This is a genomic window from Kosakonia sp. S42 (genome assembly GCF_016624785.1).
Lineage (GTDB): Bacteria > Pseudomonadota > Gammaproteobacteria > Enterobacterales > Enterobacteriaceae > Kosakonia > Kosakonia cowanii.
Map to the genome: position 1 here is coordinate 75,074 of NZ_JACVTW010000012.1, position 20,850 is coordinate 95,923.

The 20,850-nt window shown below is 59.2% G+C and carries 9 protein-coding genes; 3 read left to right on the plus strand and 6 right to left on the minus strand.

Annotated elements, in window-relative coordinates; genetic code table 11:
* The first annotated feature begins 20 nt into the window (after positions 1-20).
* Together recN and bamE are read left to right on the plus strand one after the other, a co-directional pair.
* Entirely contained in the window at positions 21-1,682 is a 1,662-nt protein-coding gene (gene recN, locus IAE50_RS15175; protein ID WP_139568126.1) for a DNA repair protein RecN, read from the plus strand.
* 147 nt (positions 1,683-1,829) lie between these two features.
* Positions 1,830-2,174, plus strand: coding sequence for an outer membrane protein assembly factor BamE (gene bamE / locus IAE50_RS15180; protein ID WP_023480683.1), 345 nt, complete (start codon positions 1,830-1,832; stop codon positions 2,172-2,174).
* A 99-nt stretch (positions 2,175-2,273) separates the two neighbouring features.
* On the opposite strand, the gene IAE50_RS15185 is transcribed toward bamE, so the two are convergent.
* Together IAE50_RS15185 and IAE50_RS15190 are read right to left on the minus strand one after the other, a co-directional pair.
* Positions 2,274-2,582 carry an RnfH family protein gene (locus IAE50_RS15185; protein WP_054804244.1) on the minus strand — a complete coding sequence of 103 codons (309 nt, stop codon included), beginning with the start codon at positions 2,580-2,582 and terminating at the stop codon, positions 2,274-2,276.
* The gene (locus tag IAE50_RS15190; protein WP_200134630.1) at positions 2,572-3,009 is read right to left on the minus strand and encodes a type II toxin-antitoxin system RatA family toxin; all 438 of its coding nucleotides are present in this window, start codon (positions 3,007-3,009) and stop codon (positions 2,572-2,574) included. The genes IAE50_RS15185 and IAE50_RS15190 overlap by 11 nt, the downstream gene beginning before the upstream one ends.
* Before the next feature lie 158 nt (positions 3,010-3,167).
* On the opposite strand from IAE50_RS15190, the gene smpB reads away from it, so the two are divergent.
* Positions 3,168-3,650 carry an SsrA-binding protein SmpB gene (smpB, locus tag IAE50_RS15195; protein WP_023480573.1) on the plus strand — a complete coding sequence of 161 codons (483 nt, stop codon included), beginning with the start codon at positions 3,168-3,170 and terminating at the stop codon, positions 3,648-3,650.
* A 52-nt stretch (positions 3,651-3,702) separates the two neighbouring features.
* On the opposite strand, the gene IAE50_RS15200 is transcribed toward smpB, so the two are convergent.
* The 4 genes from IAE50_RS15200 to IAE50_RS15215 all read right to left on the minus strand — a co-directional run bounded on the left by IAE50_RS15200 (position 3,703) and on the right by IAE50_RS15215 (position 20,649).
* Positions 3,703-4,872: an HlyD family efflux transporter periplasmic adaptor subunit gene (locus tag IAE50_RS15200; RefSeq protein ID WP_042712414.1), complete on the minus strand. Its 1,170-nt coding sequence runs from the start codon at positions 4,870-4,872 to the stop codon at positions 3,703-3,705.
* 10 nt (positions 4,873-4,882) lie between these two features.
* Positions 4,883-7,015 carry a type I secretion system permease/ATPase gene (locus IAE50_RS15205; protein ID WP_042712416.1) on the minus strand — a complete coding sequence of 711 codons (2,133 nt, stop codon included), beginning with the start codon at positions 7,013-7,015 and terminating at the stop codon, positions 4,883-4,885.
* Positions 7,016-7,036: 21 nt separating this feature from the next.
* A complete protein-coding gene (locus IAE50_RS15210; protein ID WP_225975778.1) occupies positions 7,037-8,344 on the minus strand; it encodes a TolC family outer membrane protein in 1,308 nt (435 codons plus the stop codon).
* A 101-nt stretch (positions 8,345-8,445) separates the two neighbouring features.
* Positions 8,446-20,649, minus strand: a complete 12,204-nt coding sequence (locus IAE50_RS15215; protein ID WP_200580630.1) for an Ig-like domain-containing protein — start codon at positions 20,647-20,649, stop codon at positions 8,446-8,448.
* Positions 20,650-20,850: the final 201 nt, after the last annotated feature.

Below are 20,850 nucleotides of genomic sequence, written 5' to 3' on the forward strand. Positions count from 1 at the left end.
TTTCATACAGGAAAGCAACCATGTTGGCACAACTCACCATCAGTAATTTTGCTATCGTTCGTGAGCTTGAGATCGATTTTAATAGCGGGATGACGGCTATTACCGGCGAAACCGGCGCAGGTAAATCCATCGCGATTGACGCGCTCGGGCTCTGCCTTGGCGGTCGCGCTGAAGCTGACATGGTACGCGCCGGCGCACAGCGCGCCGATCTCTGCGCTCGCTTTGCCCTGAAAGATACCCCTGCCGCGCAGCGCTGGCTCGAAGAGAATCAGCTTGAAGATGGACGTGAGTGTTTACTTCGCCGCGTCATCAGTAGCGACGGCCGCTCCCGCGGCTTTATCAACGGCACTGCCGTTCCCCTTTCCCAGTTGCGCGAACTGGGTCAGCTGCTTATCCAGATCCACGGTCAGCATGCGCATCAGTTGCTGATTAAATCCGAACACCAAAAAACCCTGCTCGATGGCTATGCCGGTGAGTATGCGCTCACTCAGCAAATGGCGGAGCGCTACCGCGCCTGGCATCAAAGCTGTCGTGAGCTGGCACAGCACCAGCAGCAGAGCCAGGAGCGCGCCGCGCGCGCCGAACTGCTGCACTATCAGTTGAAAGAGCTTAACGAGTTCAGCCCGCAGCCGGGCGAATTTGAACAGATCGATGAAGAGTACAAGCGTCTCGCTAACAGCGGACAGCTGCTCTCCACCAGCCAGCATGCGCTGAACGTGCTTGCCGATGGCGAAGACGTTAACCTGCAGAGCCAGCTCTACAGCGCCCGCCAGCTACTTACAGAGCTGACCGGAATGGATACACGTCTCTCCAGCGTGCTGGAGATGCTGGAAGAGGCCGCGATTCAGATCAGCGAAGCCAGCGACGAGCTGCGCCACTACTGCGACCGTTTAGATCTCGATCCCAACCGCCTTTACGAACTGGAGCAGCGTATCTCCCGCCAGATCTCGCTGGCGCGCAAGCACCATATCGCGCCGGAAGAGCTGCCGCAGTTCCACCAGTCTCTGCTGGATGAGCAGCAGCTGCTTGAAGATCAGGCGGATTCGCAGGAGACGCTGGCGCTGGCCGTTAGCCATCATCACCAGCTGGCGCTGGAGAGCGCTCAGCAGCTGCATGCTCAGCGCGTGAAGTATGCACAGGAGCTCAGCCAGCTGATCACCGAAAGTATGCACTTACTCTCCATGCCGCACGGCGTGTTTGAGATCGATGTGGCGTTCAATGACCATACCCTGACGGCGGACGGCGCGGATCGCATTGAGTTTCGTGTCACCACCAACCCAGGACAGCCGCTGCAGGCGATTGCCAAAGTCGCATCCGGCGGTGAGCTGTCGCGTATTGCGCTGGCGATTCAGGTGATTACCGCCCGTAAGATGGAAACCCCGGCGCTGATCTTCGATGAAGTGGACGTGGGTATCAGCGGCCCGACTGCCGCCGTTGTCGGTAAGATGCTGCGCCAGCTGGGCGAATCAACGCAGGTTATGTGCGTGACGCACCTGCCGCAGGTGGCGGGTTGCGGGCATCACCACTTCTATGTCAGCAAAGAGACCGATGGCGCAATGACGGAAACCCATATGCAGCCGCTGGATAAACGTGCGCGTCTGCAGGAGCTGGCCCGTCTGCTGGGCGGCAGCGAAGTGACGCGTAACGCGCTGGCGAATGCCAAAGAGCTGCTGGCAGCGTAAACTTTTCGGTAATATGACGGTCTGACTTCTCGACAAAACGACAACAGACCCGGCCACAAAGGTTTTAAACTGGCGAAAGGTCTATTATTATCGGCATATTACATATGAGCCACGTACTGTTCGGGCCCGAAAAGGAATCAAATCACTATGCGCTGTAAAATGCTGACTGCTGCCGCAGCGGTTCTTCTGATGTTGACCGCTGGTTGCTCCACTCTGGAACGCGTGGTTTACCGTCCGGATATCAACCAGGGGAACTACCTGACCCCCACCGACGTTGCCAAAATCCGTGTGGGTATGACGCAACAGCAGGTTGCGTATGCACTGGGAACCCCGATGATGAGCGATCCGTTTGGCACCAACACCTGGTTCTATATCTTCCGTCAGCAGCCAGGCCATGAAGATGTGACTCAGCAGACGCTGACTCTGACCTTCAACAGCAACGGCGTGTTAACCAATATCGACAACAAACCGGCACTGACCAACCAGCGCTAAGTTTGTAAAAAGCGGTTAAACAATAGCTGGTTTAACCGCCTGTAAAAGAAAAAGGTGCTCAGTGAGCACCTTTTTTGTATCTCGCACCAGGCTAAGCAGTTATGACTTGCTTGCCGCTTTCTCGTTCGCCGCTTTTTCAGCGCGCTGGCGACGCAGCTCTTTCGGATCGGCAATCAGCGGGCGGTAGATCTCCACGCGATCGCCGTCATTGACGTTGTCGTGCAGCTTCACCGTCCGGCTGTAGATACCAACCTTGTTCACCTTTAGGTCGATATCTTCGCGCAGCTCCAGCAGCCCGGACGCGCGAATCGCCTCTTCGACGGTCGCGCCCACCTCCAGCTTCACCCGCAGCAGATACTGCTTCTCCGGCAATGCATAGGCCACCTCAACGGCGATTTTACCCGGCACGGTAAACCTCTTTCGCGCGATGGGTAAACGCCTGCACCATGTTCGCGGCCAGCTCTTTAAAGATGCGGCCGAAAGCCAGCTCAATCAGCTTATTGGTAAACTCGAAATTGAGCTGAAATTCCACACGGCAGGCATTCGAGCTGAGCGGGGAAAAGGTCCAGCCGCCGCTCAGCGACTTAAACGGGCCATCCACCAGGTGCATCAAAATGCTTTTGTTAGCTTCCAGCGTGTTGCGCGTGGTAAAGGTCTTGCTGATCCCCGCTTTCGACACGTCCACGGCCGCCGTCATCTCCGTCGGGCTGGAGTCGAGAATTCGGCTGCCGGTACACCCCGGCAGAAACTGCGGGTAGGCGTCCACATCGTTCACTAACTGATACATCTGCTCAGCGCTATAGGGCACCAGCGCAGTACGGCTAATCTGAGGCATAAGGTTTTCCGCGTTCACACAATCGTTAAATAATAACATCTCCCCCGGTTGAAAGGAAAACGCGTTGCCCTAACTCATGCTAAGATAACCCGTTCAGCCTCACAGGACGCAATGAGGTCAGTTTCAGATATCAGATTACCGGATGGCTCCACGATACTATGACGAAGAAAAAAGCATATAAACCAGGTTCAGCCACCATTGCGCTGAACAAGCGCGCCCGCCATGAATACTTCATTGAAGAGGAGTTTGAGGCCGGGCTTTCACTGCAGGGCTGGGAAGTAAAATCCTTACGTGCCGGTAAAGCCAATATTGGTGATAGCTACGTGATCCTTAAAGATGGCGAAGCCTATCTCTTCGGCGCTAACTTCACACCGCTGACCGTCGCCTCCAGCCACTATGTTTGCGACCCGACGCGCACGCGCAAACTGTTGCTGAACCAGCGCGAGCTGGATTCACTCTACGGCCGCATCAACCGAGAAGGTTACACCGTGGTTGCACTCTCCCTCTACTGGAAGAACGCCTGGTGTAAAGTGAAGATCGGCGTGGCGAAAGGTAAGAAACAGCACGACAAACGTACCGATGTGAAAGAGCGCGAATGGCAGCTCGATAAAGCACGCATCATGAAAAACGCGGGCCGCTAAGTGCTCGCCCGCGCTGCCCTCTCACCCCGGGAGAGGGCACCAACTCCCCGCCCTACCGCTCGCGCAGCGCCTCATTAAGTTTATTCAACGGTTTAATCAGATAATCCATCACCGATTTTTGCCCGGTTTTAATCTCCACGTTGGCGATCATCCCCGGCAGGATAGGGAAACTTTTGCCGCTGCGGTTCTTCAGCTCCGCGCTCTGCGTGCGGACATAAACGCGGTAGTAAAACTGATCGCGCCGCACCTCATCCTGCAACGTATCCGGCGACACCACCTCTACTGTCCCTTTCAAATCGCCATAGATGGAAGAGTCATAGGCCGTCACCTTCACCGTCGCCGGTAAGCCGGGACGAATATAGGCGATATCGCGCGGGTTGATGCGCGTCTCCACCAGCAGTTGATCCTCCAGCGGTACAATCTCCATCAGCTTGCCGCCCGGCTGCACCACCCCGCCCACGGTGTTGATCTGCACATCTTTAACAATCCCGCGCACCGGTGAGTTAAGCACCGCGCGATCCAGCTGATCCGCTTTACCCGCCATCACCTGTAGCTGCGCATCGAGATCGGCATTATTTTTCACCTGCTCTTCGCGGGCGCGCACCGCAAACTGGTTACGCGCCTCGTCGATTTTTCCCTTCAGCTCCGTCGCCTGGCGTTGCAGGCGGATCACCTCGACATCGCTCGCTGCGCCCTTTGCCACCAGCGGCTGCGTCATGCGCAGCTCCGACATTACCAGCTGATGCGTTTTTTGCAGATTCGCCACCGTCTCGTTGAGGTTGCGCCGCCGCGACTCATACAACTGCCGCTCGCGGGCGACCAGATCCGGTTCGCGCATCGACTCGGCGCTAAAACGCAGCGGCTCGCCGGTCAGCTCCGAGCGCAGACGCTCGCTGGAGGCGCGCAGTGCCCGCACCCGCGCCGCCGCTTCGCCATAATTAGACTGAAAACGGGTCGGATCGAGCCGCGCCAGCATCTGCCCGCGCTCCACAATATCGCCCTCTTTCACCATCAGGGCGCTGACAATCCCGCCATCAAGGCTTTCGATCACCTGCGCATGAGTTGAGGGGGTGATTTTGCCGGTGCCGACCGTTACCTCATCAAGAATGGCAAACGTCGCCCAGGCGATAAACACCACCAGGCCAAGCAGCGTCAGCCAGATCACCGACGAGTAGAAGCGCCCCTGACGCGCCAGCTCATCCTGCATTGAGAGTTGACTCATTTCCCGCTCCTCAGACGATGGACGCCACGTTACTGTTGCGCGCCGCCTGTTTCAGCAGCGTATCGCGCGGCCCATCGGCCACCACTTTGCCGTTCTCCATCACCACAATCCGATCCACTAAGTTGAGCAGCGCCGGGCGATGGGTTACCAGCACCAGCGTGCGCCCGGTAAGCCACTGCTGCAGCTGGCGGATCACCCACGCTTCCAGTTGCTCATCCATAGAGGCCGTTGGTTCATCCAGCAGCACAATTTGCGGATTGCGCACAATCAAACGGCTCAGTAGCACCATCTGCCGCTGCCCGCCGGAAAGGCCGCGCCCACCCTCATTAATCAGCCGATCGAGGCTGGCGGCATCCTGCTGGACAAGGTTGATCGCTCCGCTGATGCGCAGCGCCTGAATAAGCTCCGCCTCGGTAGCATGCGGATGCCCAAGCATCAGGTTCTGGCGCAGCGTACCGAAGAAGAGGCGCGAATCCTGCGACAGATAACCCACCTGGCGACGCACGTCGGTTGGATCGATATGCGCCATATCGACGCCATCAATAATCACTTTCCCTTTGCTGGCCTGCGCCTGGCCGGAGAGCAGTTTTAACAGCGTTGATTTTCCGGCGCCGGTTTTGCCGAGGATCGCCACCCGCTCGCCCGGTTTGATCTCCAGTTCATTAATATTGATCGCCACATCGCCCTTCTCTTCGTCATAGCTGTACTGCATCTGCTGCAACTGAAAGTGGCCAGCCAGCACCGGGCAGTGCGCCATCTTCTTGTCTGCCTCTTTATCGAGGGGCTTTTTCAGCAGATCGTTGAGGCCGCTCATCGCCGATTTGGCATGCTGCCAGCGGGAGAAGACCATGGTGAGCTGCATCAGCGGCGCAATGGTGCGTGACGAGAGCAAGCTACAGGCCACCAGCGTCCCGGTAGTAATGTCGCCATCTATCACCAGAAAACAGCCAAACACCAGCATCCCGGCATAGGTGATCTGCTGCACCGTCGAGGCCCAGCCGCTCAGCCGTGCGCCCCATACGCGCTGCTTCATGCCAACATTGGCTCCCACGGCGTGTGTGTTTTCCCACTGCCGCTGGAAGTAGGGCTCCGCCTGTAATGCTTTGATGTCCTCCACCCCTTCAATGGACTCCACCAGCACCGCGTTGCGGATCGCACTCTCACGCATCCCGGCTTTCGCCAGCTTGGCCATCGGCCACTGCACCAGCAGCCCGGGGATGATAATCAGCGGAATGGCAACTAGCGGGATGATCACCAGCGGGCCGCCGACCAGCGCCATAATGCCAAGAAACAGCAGCACAAACGGGATATCCATCGCCGCGCCGACGGTGGTGGAGGTAAGCAGTTCGCGTACCTGATCAAGCTCGCGTAGCTGGGAGATAAACGATCCGGTCGATTTGGGCCGCGCATCGTTTTTGATCGCCATCGCGCGGGCGAAAAAGAGCGACGAGACATTGAGGTCGATATGTTTGCCCATAATGTCAGAGACGTGGGTACGCGCGAGGCGGATAAAGAACTCCAGCGCCGCCGCCAGCAGGACGCCGAAAAACAGCACCCACAGCGTGGGTAAGGACTGGGCCGGGATCACCCGGTCGTAAACCTGCATTGAGAAAAGAATGCCAGCCAGCGCCAGCACGTTGCCGACCACCGAGGCGAGGGCAATTTCCGTAAGCTTGCGTCCGCTATGGCGAAAGTGCTTCCAGAACCAGTGCGCCTCCCACGGGCGGGTAAAATCATCGATACGCGAATCGCGCCCTCGCGCGGCGATGCCCAGCATCACCACCTCAGGCTTCACGCGGGTGAGCAGCGTTTCCAGCGGCTCTTCGCGCACCAGATCGCCGCCGTTATCGAGCCAGTAGGTCGCCAGCCCGTCGGCATCCAGCGACTCAAGCAGCAGCAATTCCCCGCTCTCCAGTTGCACAATCACCGGCAGGTTTTGCCCATTCCATCGCATGCGGGCGAGTGGCACACTGCGCACCTGCAACCCCATTAATCCGCTCAGGCGTTCCAGCTTTGCGCTAAGCGGCAGCGCTTCAAACCAGCGCATCTGTTGGCGCACCGCGGGCGCATCGGCGGGCAGGCCAAAGCGCCCTGCCGCGCGCACCATCACATTAATCCAGCTTTCGGTATCCGGCTCTTGCATTACCACTCCTGTGTTGTGCGCTTACAGCGCGGGCAGGTCATCGCCCACGGTACGACTACGTTCAACCCCCAGCATATCGAGCAGGTTGTCTGCCGCAGCGGCATAGCGCACGGCGGCATCCCAGGCGTCATAGCGCGCGGTAATCGACGCGGTATCTGCCTGGAAGACATCCTGTTCAATACTGAGCAGGTCGTTCAGGCTGCGCTTGCTCAGCCGGTACTCATCGCGGTAGACGCCGCGCGCGCGCCCGGCGCTGTTGGCCTGCGCCTCGCCCGCCTGCTGGCGCAGCTGCGCGCCGGTCAAATCGGCCCACGCCGTGGCCGCCCGCTGGTTAACATCCAACTTGCTGGCCTCCACCGCCGCCTGCGCATTGGCGCGATCGCCCTGCGCGGCATCGACGCGGGCGCTCACCGCCCCGCCCTGATAGAGCGGGGCATCAACCACCAGTTGTACCTGGTCATCCCAGTAACTGCTTTGATCGTTTTGATAACGCGTGCGCCCCGCCTGCACTGAGAGCGTCGGCCAGTGCTGCGCCTGCGCCTGGCGAATACGCTGCTCTGCCGCCTGCTGTTTTGCCTGCGCGCTGCGCACGCTGTTGTTGCGCTCATAGGGCAGCGCATCGAGGGTGATATTTTGTTTGAGGAGATCTTCAGGCAGGTCGGGCAGATTATCGGCAACCACGCCGGTCAGCACGCTGAGCGCCGCCTGGGCGGAGCGCATCTGCGCCTCATATTGCGCCAGCGTAGCGTTCATCCCGGCGATGCGCGACTGCGCCTGCAGGCCATCGGAAGCCGAGCTTAATCCTGCTTCGGAGCGCAGCGTCGCCATCTCCAGCACGCTCTCCAGCGAGTGGATATTGTTGCGTGCCGCGTCAGCCAGCGCTTGGTAGCGCTTGACCTGCAAATAGGCTTGCAGGGTCTGCATCCCTACCTCATTGAGCGTGCTGTAGAGATCGTAGCGCCACGCATCAGAGAGATTGTGCTGCTCATCGATGCTGCCGCCGGTTTTGCCAAAATCGTAGAGCAACTGGCGTAAGGTGACGCCGCCGGAACCGTTGTTATTTAATGACCCCGACGAGTCGGTGCGGTGCGAGCGCCCAAGGTTGCCCTGCAAAGAGAGCTGCGGGAACCAGGCGCTCTCCGCTTCGGTTAAATTGGCGTTGCCCACGCGGATCTGTGCGGCCGCCTGGGCGATTTTTGGATTACGGGCAAAGGCGCGCAAAATCGCGTCTTTGATCGTAAGCTGCGCCGCGCGCTGTTCGCTCGGCGCCCTCTGCCAGCGAAAATCCTGCTCTTCGCCGGGTGCTGCTAATAAACTCGTAACGGGCATAACCAACAACAACAACCCTACCGCTCTTTTCATTCATCCACCCCTGGTGCGCCCGTAATGACCTCTTCCTTAATGCGCCTCATCCCTGAGGCGGCAGACCGTCAGACCATATTGACGTGCAGGCCATGCTGGATCAGCACATCGCTGAGGGTATTAGCCTGCGAACTGTTGTGATAAACGTCGAACTGAATGCCATCTACGTCGCGCTGCCCGCTGATAGCCCAGGTATCGCTGACACCATGCTTGAGGTTGATCTCATCCCCGATGCTGCCTTTGATCAGCAGATCATCTTCCGGTTTATCGGTGATGCTCAGCGCTTCGTTGACATCCAGCGTGACGCTGTTGCTGCCCGATTTACCGAGATCAATTATCTCGATATTGCTGACTTTGCTCCCCAGTTCGATCAGGTTCAGCAGCAGGTTGGCACCATCAAGCACCAGCGTATCCGTCCCCGCGCCGCCGTCGATCTGCACAAAGCCAAGTGAAGAGAGATGAATGGTGTCGTTGCCACTGCTCCCCTCGACACTTTCGCCGCTCTCACTGGTGCCATCGGCAAGATCGATACTCAGCCCGCCAATGGTGTAGCTCTCGTCGCTTGCCGGGGCAGCAGCCGCCGTTTCCGTCTCTGGCTGACGCGTCGTTTCCACCGTGGCCGTATGCTGCGCATTCAGGCTGTCACTGCTGGTGGAGTCCGACTCTTCGCTCGCGCTCGCGGCCAGCAGTGAGAAGGTGTTGGCCTCGGCCATCAGCGAAGCACTGGTGCCCGCCGGTGGTGTGGTGGTCGGGTTGCTGCCGTTAAGGCCGACGTTGAGATAGGCCAGGTTACCCGCCATATCCGCGGTGTAGAGGTTCACCACCGTATTGAGCGAGAGGATTTTCGCCAGATCGAGGCCGACATCAAGCTGCGTCGACCACTTGCCGTCCGCGCCAACAATCGCCGTCGCCATGGCGGCGTTGAGTAAATTAACGTGAACAATCGCCCCTTGATTGAGATTAGTTGACGCACCGCTGATCGTCAGTTTTGCCGACCCTACCAACCCTAGCAGGACGTTGCCGAGGATACTGGTCAGGTTGGTAATCGGGTTAGTGCTGAGCGTCGGCTGGGTCAGTTTCACCTGCACATCGGCTTCCGTCGCGGTGGTGTTGCCCACCCGGTCGGTCACCGAAATGCCCACTTTCGCCGCGCCGCTGCTCAGCCCCTGCAACAGGGTTTTATTCACCGTCGCCGTCCAGTTGCCGTTCGCATCGACGGTGGCGTTGATTGCCGTGCCGCCAACGGTCACCACCACTTTCGAGCCGCTGACCACCCCGCCAATTTTGCCGCCGATTACCTGACCGTTCGCCGCTTCACTGATGTTCAGATAGCCATCATTACCGAAGAGCGAGGAGAGAGAAATCGTCGGCAGATTATGGGTAATCACATCCAGCGGGCTGGTAATGTTCGCCACTTTACCGGCGGCATTGGTCACCGCGACGCTCACCGCCTGGGTGCCGTCAGCCAGTGCACTGAGATCGACTTTCGGTACCGTCACGCTCCAGCTGCCGTTCGACGCCACGGTGGTGAGGTAGTTTTTACCGCCAACCGTCACCGTCAGCTGCGAACCGACAGCGTTCTGGCTGGTGCCGGAAATGACCTGCGCGGTAGTGATATCCGCAAGGCTCAGGGCGCCATCACCAAACAGCGAGGTGATCGCCACCGTCGGCAGGGCCTGGATCGCCACGCTGGCGCTCTGCACCACATTGGCGATATTGCCCGCCGCATCCGTCGCGCTGGCAGAAACTTGCAGAGCATTGTTGCCATCCTGCAGGTTTTGCAGCGACACCGCCGGGATCGCCAACTGCCACTGGCCATTGGCACCCACGGTGGTGGTGTAGGAGAGCAGACCGACCTTCACGGTGATCTGGGTGCCCGCTGCCAGGTTGCTGCTGGTGCCGGAGAGGATCGGGTTGGAGAGCAGATCGTTAAGATCCAGCGTCCCGTTGCCAAACAGCGTGTTGATACCGATCGACGGCACCGCCTGCACAATGGCGTTCACCAGCTGGCTGCCGGTCGCGGTGTTACCCACCGCATCGGTTACCGTTGCCGTCACGCTCAGAGTGCCATCGGCGATTGAAGCCAGCGCACCGGCAGAGAGTGCCAGCGACCAACGCCCATCGGTGACCGGCACCTGATACGCCGTGCCGCCGACATTCACCGTCACCTGCCCGGAGGTCAGCCCGGTAACAGTACCGGAGATAGTCTGCGCCGCCAGCGCTTCGCTCTGGTTGAGGAAACCATCGTTGCCAAACAGGGAGGTGATTGCCACCGTCGGCACATTTTTCACGCCGATAATCACCTGGCTCCCGGCCGTGGTTGAACTGTTACCGTCCGGCGTGAGCAGCGTAATAGACGGCGTAAAGGTGCCATCCGCCAGCCCGGCAAGATCCGTCGGCGTCAGGGCAATAGCGAAGGTGCCGTCGGCATTCACGACGCCACTAAACACTTTCGCACCAATCGCCACCTGAACGGTGCTGCCAATCGGCGCACTGCTGGCGACACCGCTAATGGTCTGGTTGACCAGAGAATCGGCCACGTTCAGCAACCCATCACCGAACAGCGTCACATTGTTGAGTACCGGCGCTACCAGGTTGACCTTCAGCCCCGCACTCTGCGACGCCTGGTTACCATACTGATCGGTGGCGGTAATGGTCACGGTTTGCGTACCGCTGCCCAGCCCTTGCAGCGCGGCTTTCACCGCATCCGGCAGGTTCACCGACCAGCGCCCGCTATTATCGACATTGGTGGTGAAGGCGGTGGCATCGCCAATCTTGATGGTCAGTGCGCGCCCGGCAAGGTTGGTCGCCGTACCGCTCAGCAGGCCGCTGGCGAGTTCAGGAATGCTCAGCACGCCATCGCCAAACAGCGGATCGAGAGAGATAGCCGGCAGGTTATGGCTGACGACATTAAAGCTGGCATCGCTCTTGATAACGTTGCCAAACTTATCGGTCACCGTCACGTTGGCAGTTGCCGTGCCGTCCGGCAGTGTGCTCAGCAGTTCAGCGGGAAGCGCGGCGCTCCAGTTACCCAGCGCATCCACGGCAGCGTTAATCGTCCGACCACCGAAGTTCACTACCACGCTTGTGACATTGGCAACATTGCTCACCGTGCCGGAAAGGGTCTGCGCCACTGTGCTTTCAACAAGGTTAATCACGTTATCGCCCGCGATCACCACATCGTTAACCACCGGCAGGTCGGTCAGCGCCAGCCCGACATCCACCGTTTCATACCGGGTATTGCCATTGGCATCAACGACACTAACTTGCAGTTGCAAGGTATCGGTAATCAATCCCTGCCAGAGAGAAGGCGGCAGTGAGAAGCTGTAGGAGCCATCCGGCGCTACCGCCAGATCGTTAATGGTGAAGTCCGTGCCGATTACCGTGAGCGACACTTTCGCACCGCGATAATCGCCACTCACCTTACCGGTGAGCAGCTGTGTGACCAGCGATTCAGCAACGTTAAGGATCCCGTCGTTAAACACCTGGTCGATGGCCACACCGAGACCTTTATTCAGCGCAACGTTGAGCGACAGATTATTGCTGGAGGTGTTGCCCGCCGCATCCGTTGAGGAGATGGTGACCACCTGCGGCCCGTCGGTCAGGGTAGTGAGATCGAGCTGCGGGAAGGTGTGGCTCCAGTTACCCTGTTGATCGACCGTGCCGGTCCAGCTCAATGGCCCAAGCTGAATCGTCACGCTGTTGCCCGGCTCGCCCTGCCCCTGCAACACCACGCCGGAGACGGCGTTAACGCTGTTCAGCACCGCCGGAACGCCGAGCGCATCCACCTCCAGCAACGGCGAAGAGGCATCAACGGTGAACTCCTGTGTGGCGTTCGTCGCGTTGCCCGCCGCATCGCTCAGAGTCGCAGTAATGGTGTAGCTGCCATCCTCCAGCGCCGCCATATCTGATGGCGGCACGTCGACCGACCATGTGCCGTTAGCCACCAGCGCAGTGTAGGTTTTGTCATTCAGCGTGACGGTGACCAGGCTGCCGTTGGCATCCGAGGTGCCGCTGATGGTCTGCGCCACCGCTTTTTCACTGCTGTTGATCACGTCATCGCTGGTGAATTGCGTCATCGCCAGCGTTGGCGCGACGGTATCAACCACCACCGTTTGCGAGGCTGTGGCGCTGGCCTGCGTATCGCTCTGCACCGTCAGGGTGTAGTTACCGTCCGGCAGCGCAGTGCGCGGCACATCCAGCGTCCAGCTGCCATCCGCGTTGACCGTCGCCGTGCCGAGCGTCGTTTGCCCATTCAGGATGGTCAACGTGGTGCCGTTAAGATTAAAAGCCTGACCGGAGAGTCGCAGCGTTCCGCTACTGAACTCGGTGGCGTTGACATAGTTGTCGCCAGCGACCAGATCCATATTCACTGAGTAGGTTGGCGGCGTGAGATTAATACTCAGTGTGCCGCCGTTAGACGCCGTACCGACGTTGCCCGCTTTATCAATCCCTTCCACGGTAATGGCACCGGCCTGAAGCTGTGCAAGATCGCCTGGCGTTAACACCAGCTCCCAGCTGCCGTCCGCCTGTACGGTGGTCTCGAAGACGTTTCCACCTGCAAAGGTGACACGCACCGTATCGCCGGTGGCTAAGCCGGTTGAGGTGCCGCCAATCGCCTGGCTGGTCTGGCTTTCAGCAAAATCGAGCAGGTTATCGCCAGCAAACGGCGCAGTTACGCTTACCGTCGGCGGGTCGAGCAGCAGCGTGGTGGTGATGCTGGCTGTTCCGACGTTTTGCGCGCCGTCCGTCACGCTGACGGTGACGCTTTGCTGACCGCGCGCCGTAATGGTGCTCCAGTCATCAGCATCCATCGTCAACGTCCACTGGGTGCCGTTCACCGTGGCATCAAAGGTTCGATCGCCGATGGTCACTTTAACCTGCGCGTTAGCCGGGTAAGAGGTTGAGAAGGTACCGCTCAGCGTTGTCCCGGCAGCCGCTTCCGCTGCGCTGACATAGCCATCAGCGAAGACCGGCGCGGTGATGGTGACCGACGGCGGCGTCAACGCCACCTGGTAATCAACGGTGCTGGTGTTGCTGTTGCCATACTGATCTTCGGCATAGATTGAAATCTCATGCTCGCCCGGGGCGAGAGATTGCAGCGTCCCGGCCGGGAGCACCACCGACCAGTTGCCGCTGGCATCGACGTTAGCGGTATAGGTCACACCATCGACGTCGATCTTCACCGTCACATACTGGTTCGGCCCGGTGGCACCGGTGAGACCCGCCAGCGTTACCTCACCTGCCGCTTCGCTAATATTGACAATGCCATCGCCGAACGGATCGGTGACTGTCGGTGCAGGCAGCGCAGTGTGCACCGTGACGTCCGGAGTTTGCTGCGCATCGGTGGTGGCTGTGTTGCCCGCGCGATCGGATACCGTGACACTAAACGGCAGCGAGTCGTTATCGCTCAGCGCCGCTAAATCTGCCTGCGGAACCGTCACCGTCCAGTCGCCATTCTCATTGACCGTGCCCGTGTAGGTTTTCGTCCCCAGCACTACCGACACAGTTTGCCCGGTGCCAGGCACCCCGGTGTTACCGGTGATCAGCTGATCGCTCTTGGTTTCAGCGCTGTTAATGGTGAAATCACCGAACGGCGTCACATAGTTGGCCTGCGGCAGCGCATTGATAATCGCTTCAAAGCTGCCCTGCCCGGTCGCCTGGTTACCCGCCGTATCGGTGACCGTGACAGTGACCGGCAGCACGCCGTCCGGCAGCGCCTGCAACGTGGCGCTGTCGACATTCAGAGTCCAGGTGCCATCCGCATTGATGGTTGCCGCCAGCGGCGCGCCGTTATTAATGCTGACGGTAACCGAGGCAACGCGCAACGGATCGAGGTTAAGCTGCCCGCTCAGGGTTTGTGTGCCCGCGGCCTCGGTGGCGCTGAGAATGCCGTCGGTAAAGAGCGGCGCTAATTGCGGCTCAGGCAGCGGATCGGTGCGGATTTCAACGCTTACCGGGTCAGAAACCGCCGTGTTACCCGCGCGATCGGTGACCGAGATCTGCACATCGTGCGTCCCGTCGGTGATGGCAATCAGCTGCGCCGGTGTCAGGGAGACGATCCAGTTGCCGTTGTTATCAACGGCACCGGTAAACTCCTGACCGTTATCAAGGATGATGCTTACTGACTGCCCAGGACCGGCCTGGCCAGTGGAACCCGTCAGCTGCACACCGGCGTTAGCTTCCGCCTGGCCGAGAATATTGTCATCACCAAACAGCGGTTCGGTGATCGTGGCCGTTGGCCGTGTCAGCACCACATCAAGATTGCCATTGACCGTCGCCGGGTTACCAAACGCATCCACCCCGGTGACCGTCACGGTGTATTGACCGCTGGTGTCCAGCGACCCGCTCGGGATCACCACCGACCAGGCACCATCGTTGACCTCACCGGTATACTCTTCGCCATCGATGGTCACCACAACCTGTGTGCCGTTGGCAAGACCGCTCACACTCCCGCTGAGCGTGCTGTCGCTGGCGGCTTCACTGATGCTGACAATGTTATTGCCGAACATAGGGTCAAGGGTCATCGTCGGGCCATCGACGGTTTTGACATTGATGTTGACCGGCTGCGGGTTGCTATTGCCTGCGGCATCGGTGGTGACGAAGGTGATTTGCGATGTGCCCTGCGGCAATGCCTGCAAGCTCCCCGCCGGGATCACCATGCTCCACTCGCCCTGCTCATTGACCAGTGCCGAGAGCGTAGTGCCGTTAAGGGTAAGCGTTACCGTCTCACCAGGGGTGCCGGTGCCGCCAATCTCCTGATCGACAGCCGCTTCGGCAATGCTGATGTAGCCATCGCCAAGGAACGAGTCTGCAACATCCACCGCCAGCGTCGGCGCACTGAGATCGACCGTCACACTGCTGCTGGCGCTCGCCGGGTTCAGCGCGGCATCGACCGCCGACGCCGAGATGGGATATGGCGTACCGTTTGTTGTCTCTTGCAGCGCCTGCATATCGGCCTGCGGCACGGTAATGGTCCAGTTACCGCTGCTGTTCACGCTGCCGGTGTAGGTTTTATCGTTAAACACAACGGAGATCACCGTCCCTGCTGCCAGCGACGTTGATGACCCACTGATGTTCAGCGGCTGACCATGCTCGAGGGCGTTAATCACATCATCCTGCGCCACCGGATTAAGGGTGATGGTCGGCTGCGACGCGGGCTGTGCGGCGAAAGTGACGTTATGGCTGGAAATAGTGCTGTTGCCCGCCACATCGTTCACCGTAACCGAGATGGCCTGACGACCATCCGGCACCTGCGCCAGATCGGCCGGCGGTACCGTTACCGACCAGCGCCCCTCGGCGTTAACCGTCGCCGTATAATTTTTGCCGTTTAAGGTTACCGTCAGCGTCTGGCCTGCTTCGACATTCTGTGAAGAGCCGGAGATCGTTACCCCGCTCTGCCCGTTCGCTTCCGCACGGTTAACAAAATCATCCCCGGCGACTTTATCGATCTGCACCTGTGGCGCGTTAGCGGGAGAGGCGTCGAGCGTAAAGGTTTCGGTTTGCGTGCTGCTGTTACCCGCGGCGTCGGTAACGGTGACGCGCACCGCGACCGGACCATCCGGCACGCCTGCCAGCGCACCGGCAGGGAGTACCACGCTCCAGGTGCCATCCGGCAGGATGATGGCGTCATAGTTCTGCCCGTTGACCAGCAAGATAACGGTTTGCGCCGACTGCGCATCGTAGTCGCCGGTGCCGCTAATGGTGACTGCGCCAGCGGCTTCAGCGCTGTTAATAATGTTATCGGCGGTGACGTCATTGATAGCGAAGGTCGGTAAAACCGTATCGACGGTCATCGGCGCACTGCTGCTGACGGTGTTACCTGCCGCATCGGTCGCGGTTACCGTCACAGTATGGGGCCCCTCGGAGAGAGCACCGAGTTGTGCAGGCGTTAACGGCAGCGTCCAGTTGCCGTTCGCATCCACCTGGGCGGTGAGCGGCGTGCCGTTATCAAGGGTGATGGTCACGCTCTGACCGGCGCCAACCACACCGGTGTTACCCGCCAGGTTACCGCCTGCGGCCGCTTCCTGGGCATTAACCACGCCATCGCCGAATGGCGCATTTACCACCGGCTGCGGCAGCACATGGGTGATCAGGGTAAACGGCAGTTCGTTAGAGACAACCGCGTTGTTCTCATCCACCCCGGTGACCGTCAGCGTAACGGTGCCGTCGGCAATCGCAGCGGCATCCGCATTCGGTACCGTCAACTGCCAGGAGCCGCCCGCCGTTACGGTGGCGGTATACTGCACGCCGTTCAGGGTCACGGTAACGGTATTCCCTTCCGGGATACGCACCGACGTGCCGCTGATGGTCAGGCCATCGGCAATGTCGGCCGCGCTGATACGGTTGTCGCCATCGACCGGGTTAATGGCAATCGCACTGGCGGTGGTATCGACGGTGAAGGTGCTGGAGACGGGCTGTGATGGGTTGCCCGCGCTGTCCGTCACCGTCACTGAAATGGGGTACGTGCCGTTGGTCAGGCTGTTGATGACCGAAGGGGCGACCGGGATTGTCCACAAACCATCCCCACCGACCACGCCGGTCAGGGTTTGCCCGTTCAGCGTGACGGAGACCGTGGCACCTGGCTCGGCCGGAACCGTGCGTCCGGTCAGGCTAAAGCCAGCGTTCTGCTCCGCCAAATCAATAATGTTGTCGCGGGCAACCGGATCCATCACCACGTTAGGTGCGACGGTATCGACACTGACCGTGCGGATCGCGGTAGTGACGTTACCAGCATTATCAGTGGCGGTAACGATCCACGAGCTTGCACCGTTCGCCAGACCGCCCAGCGCAGCGTTATCAAGATTGACGCTCCAGCTGCCATTGGTGATGGTTGCCGGGTAGCTTTTACCGTTAAGGGTGATAACCACCGAAGCCGCATCGCCAGAGGTGGTGCCGGAGAGCGTTACACCATTGGCGATATTGCTGCCGTTGAGCACATCGGTGCCATTAATCGGCGTTACGCTTAAGCTCGGCGGGGTTTTATCGACCGTGAAGTTGACGATGCTGCTGGCGCTGTTGCCCGCCACGTCGGTGGCGACCACCGTCAGGCTGCCCGGCCCTTCAGCTAAAAGATCCATCGCACCCTGCGGCAGAGTCAGTGACCAGCTGCCGTCGAGGTTCACCACGCCGCTGAAGCGTTGACCATTGAGGGTTGCGACCACCGTCTGACCTGCGCCGCTAATATTGGTGCTCCCGGTCAGCGTCTGGTTCTGGGCCGCTTCCGCTATGTTCACCACGTTATCGCCAAATGCCGGATCGACCGTGACGTTCGGCAGCGTATTGATCGCCACCGTGAAGTCATGGCTATCAAGCAGCGTGCCGCCGCTGGTGGCGACCGTTGCCGTCACGGTCTGGGTACCATCCGCCAGTGCCTGCAACGCCGCCGGATCGACCGTCGTTTGCCAGCTACCATCGGTCTGGATCGTCGCCGCATAGTTCACCCCGTTCAGCGTGACGGTAACGATAGTGCCCGCAGGCAGGCCTGCGCTGTTACCCCGGATGGTTAAACCATCCGCCGCTTCACTGGCGTTGAGGTAGTCATCGCTGGCAATAATGTTGATCGCCACCGCATCGCTGGTGGTATCGACACCAAAGCCCGACTCAATGGTGGTGCTCTGCCCAAAGCCATCCGTCACGCTGACGGTCAGGGTCTGCCCACCATCGCCCAGCTTTTGCAGTTCAACGGCCGGGAGCGTTACCTGCCAGTTACCCTGAACATCCGTCACGCCTTCATAGCGCACGCCGTTCAGGATCACGGTAACCACACTTCCCTCCTCCGCATTGGAGGTGCCGCGCAGGATCTGGTCGACTTTGATTTCAGCCGCGTCAAGAGAGTTGCCGTCCGTCAGCGCCTGCACGCCGATCTCCACGCCGCTGGTTTTGACACTGATTGGCTGCGTAACGGTGGTGCGGTTGCCGGCGGCATCGGTCAGCGTGACGTTTAACGGATAGCTACCGGTTTGCAGCGCACTCAAATCTGCAGCAGGCAGCGGAAGCTGCCAGTTACCGTCGCTGCCCACGACCGTAGTGTAGGTTTTGCCATTCAGCGTCACCTCTACCGTTTGCCCCTGCTCACTGACCCCGCTTACGCCCCTTAAAATCTGATCCTGGCCCAGCTCTGCACCGTTCAGTTTGCCGTCGTTGGTCAGCGGCAGCAGGCTCAACGCCGGGAATTGCGTATCGACAATCGCCGTCTCGGTGAGCGGCGTCGTATTCCCAGCCGCATCGCTGGCGTTAACCGTTACGGTGACGAGGCCATCCGGGATAGTTTGCAGATCGCCAGCGGGAATGGTCACTTTCCAGGTGCCGTCGTTATCGACCGTTGCCTGGTAGGTTTTGCCCGCCACCTGCACGGTGACGCGCTGTCCGATGCTGGTTACGCCGGTGTTGCCGCTCAGGACCTGATCCACCCCTTTCTCGGCCGCATTGAGATAACCATCGCCAAATGGCGCATCCATGACCGGATCAGGCAAGCGGTGAACTTGCACATTGAGCGTGCGCGAGTCTTGCGCGCTCTGATCGTCAAGTACCACCGTAGCGGTGATGACATTTGCCCCATCTTCAAGGCGCAGTAAGTCTTCCGACGGAATGGTCACGCTCCAGCGCCCGGAGGCATCAATGCTGGTCACCGTGTAGTTGATACCGTTGACGGTGACATAAATTGTCACGCCTTCACCAAAGACGGTGGTAACGCCACGCACCTCAAGCGGGTTTTCCGCTTCGCTGGCGTTGAGATAGTCATCGGTAGAGAGGATGGCAATGGCGACACCGGTGAGAGAGGTATCGACGTTAACCGGAACTGTCCTGACGATCGCATTGCCATCTGCATCGTTAACGCTGACGGTCAGTGCACTATCGCCTTGCGGCAATAAACCGAGATCGCCCGACGGTATCGAGGTTTTCCAGCTGCCGTCCCCCATCACTTCGGCATAGTAGGTTTTGCCGTTGAGAGTAATGGTCACCAGCTGGCCCGGCGGGATGTTGTAGGTCTGGCCAGAGAGCACCTGCGTGATGAGGATTTCGGCGCTGTTGATAATGTTATCGGTGGCAACCGGATTGATGGTGATATCCGGGGTGTTGAAGTTGGTGCTGAAGTCGCGCGTCTCTTCGGAGACGTTACCGGCAATATCGACCGCGCGATAAAGCAGGGTGTAACTCTGCCGGTCTTCCAGCAGCGCCATATCCGCAGCGGGAATAACCAGCTCCCACTGCCCTTCAGCGTTGGCAATCGCCGTGTAGGTGCGATCGTTGAGCGTGACAAAAATGGTGCTGCCGGCATCCTCTGCACCGACATAGCCGCGGACGATTTTATCCGCCACGTGCTGATCCTGATCGAGAATGTCACCTGGCGTGAACTGGGTAAGCTCAAGCACCGGCGGCGTGGTACTGATCATGATTTGTGAATCTGCCGTGGCAACGGCACCCGAGAACGAGAACAGAGCAAATCTCAGAACATGGAAGCCCTGCCCAAAGGCGCTGATATCTTCAGGCATGAGTAAGACGTTCCAGCTGCCATCCTCCTGGACTGTGGTGGTCCAGGTCTGTCCGTTGGCGCTGATGGTAACGGTACTGCCAGCATTCACCGCTTCCGTCACGCCGCTCAGCAGCTGAGGTTCGTTAGATTCGGCGAGGTTAATGATGTTATCGGAGGCAATGGCGTTAATCCTGAGGGTGGGCGTAACAGGCGTTTCACCGCCGCCATTGTCTCCACCGCCGTTATTACCTCCACCGTTGTCGCCACCGCCATTGCCGTTATCGCCGCCGCCATTGTTGTTATTGCTACCGCCGCCGCCGCTGTTATTTGCCGCAGCAGCCACACCGACAATGCCACCAACGGCGGCCAGGCCGCCAAGCGCTGCCAGAGCCGAGAAGCCGCTGGCTCCCGCCCCCACCAGCGACCCCAGAGACACGTCGCTGAACGCCGGAACGATGGTTTCCGCAGCGGCTGGCCCCGCGGCTGCCGCATACGGGAAGGCGGCCTGATGTGTGCCCAGCTCATCTTCAAAAATCATTTCGCTGTGCAGGCCCTCGCCATCCACGGTGAAGAAGCTGTTGTAACGCACCGTGGAGCCATCTTTCATATGGACGATCAGGTCGTTCCCTTCACGCTCGAAGAAATTTACTGACTCCTGCGACGCATTAACGCGCACAATACTCGTGTCAGTTAAATTTACTACCCTGTCGCTGCCTTTCGCATATTGCGCAACAACATCGCCAGTTTTTTGGTTTATTACATCGACGGAACCAGGAAGACTATTTTGCGGGGCCATATTTTCACCTCGGATGCGAAAGCAATATTAGAGCGCCTGCGAGCATCTGTTTTTGCGCAGGATTACGGTTTACCAGTTCACCAGGATTGACAGGAAGCAGATGTGGGACATACGCGATGAAAAATACCTAAGTCGTTGTTTTTCATTTATTATGTTAATCCATCATCATTTAATAAATTTTTACATTAAGAAAGATATAAA

Bases quoted from the DNA above. Each gene is read 5' to 3' on its own strand.
- recN (WP_139568126.1), top strand. From the start codon at position 21: ATGTTGGCACAACTCACCATCAGTAATTTTGCTATCGTTCGTGAGCTT.
- bamE (WP_023480683.1), top strand. From the start codon at position 1,830: ATGCGCTGTAAAATGCTGACTGCTGCCGCAGCGGTTCTTCTGATGTTG.
- IAE50_RS15190 (WP_200134630.1), bottom strand. From the start codon at position 3,009: ATGCCTCAGATTAGCCGTACTGCGCTGGTGCCCTATAGCGCTGAGCAG.
- smpB (WP_023480573.1), top strand. From the start codon at position 3,168: ATGACGAAGAAAAAAGCATATAAACCAGGTTCAGCCACCATTGCGCTG.
- IAE50_RS15200 (WP_042712414.1), bottom strand. From the start codon at position 4,872: ATGAGTCAACTCTCAATGCAGGATGAGCTGGCGCGTCAGGGGCGCTTC.
- IAE50_RS15205 (WP_042712416.1), bottom strand. From the start codon at position 7,015: ATGCAAGAGCCGGATACCGAAAGCTGGATTAATGTGATGGTGCGCGCG.
- IAE50_RS15210 (WP_225975778.1), bottom strand. From the start codon at position 8,344: ATGCCCGTTACGAGTTTATTAGCAGCACCCGGCGAAGAGCAGGATTTT.
- IAE50_RS15215 (WP_200580630.1), bottom strand. From the start codon at position 20,649: ATGGCCCCGCAAAATAGTCTTCCTGGTTCCGTCGATGTAATAAACCAA.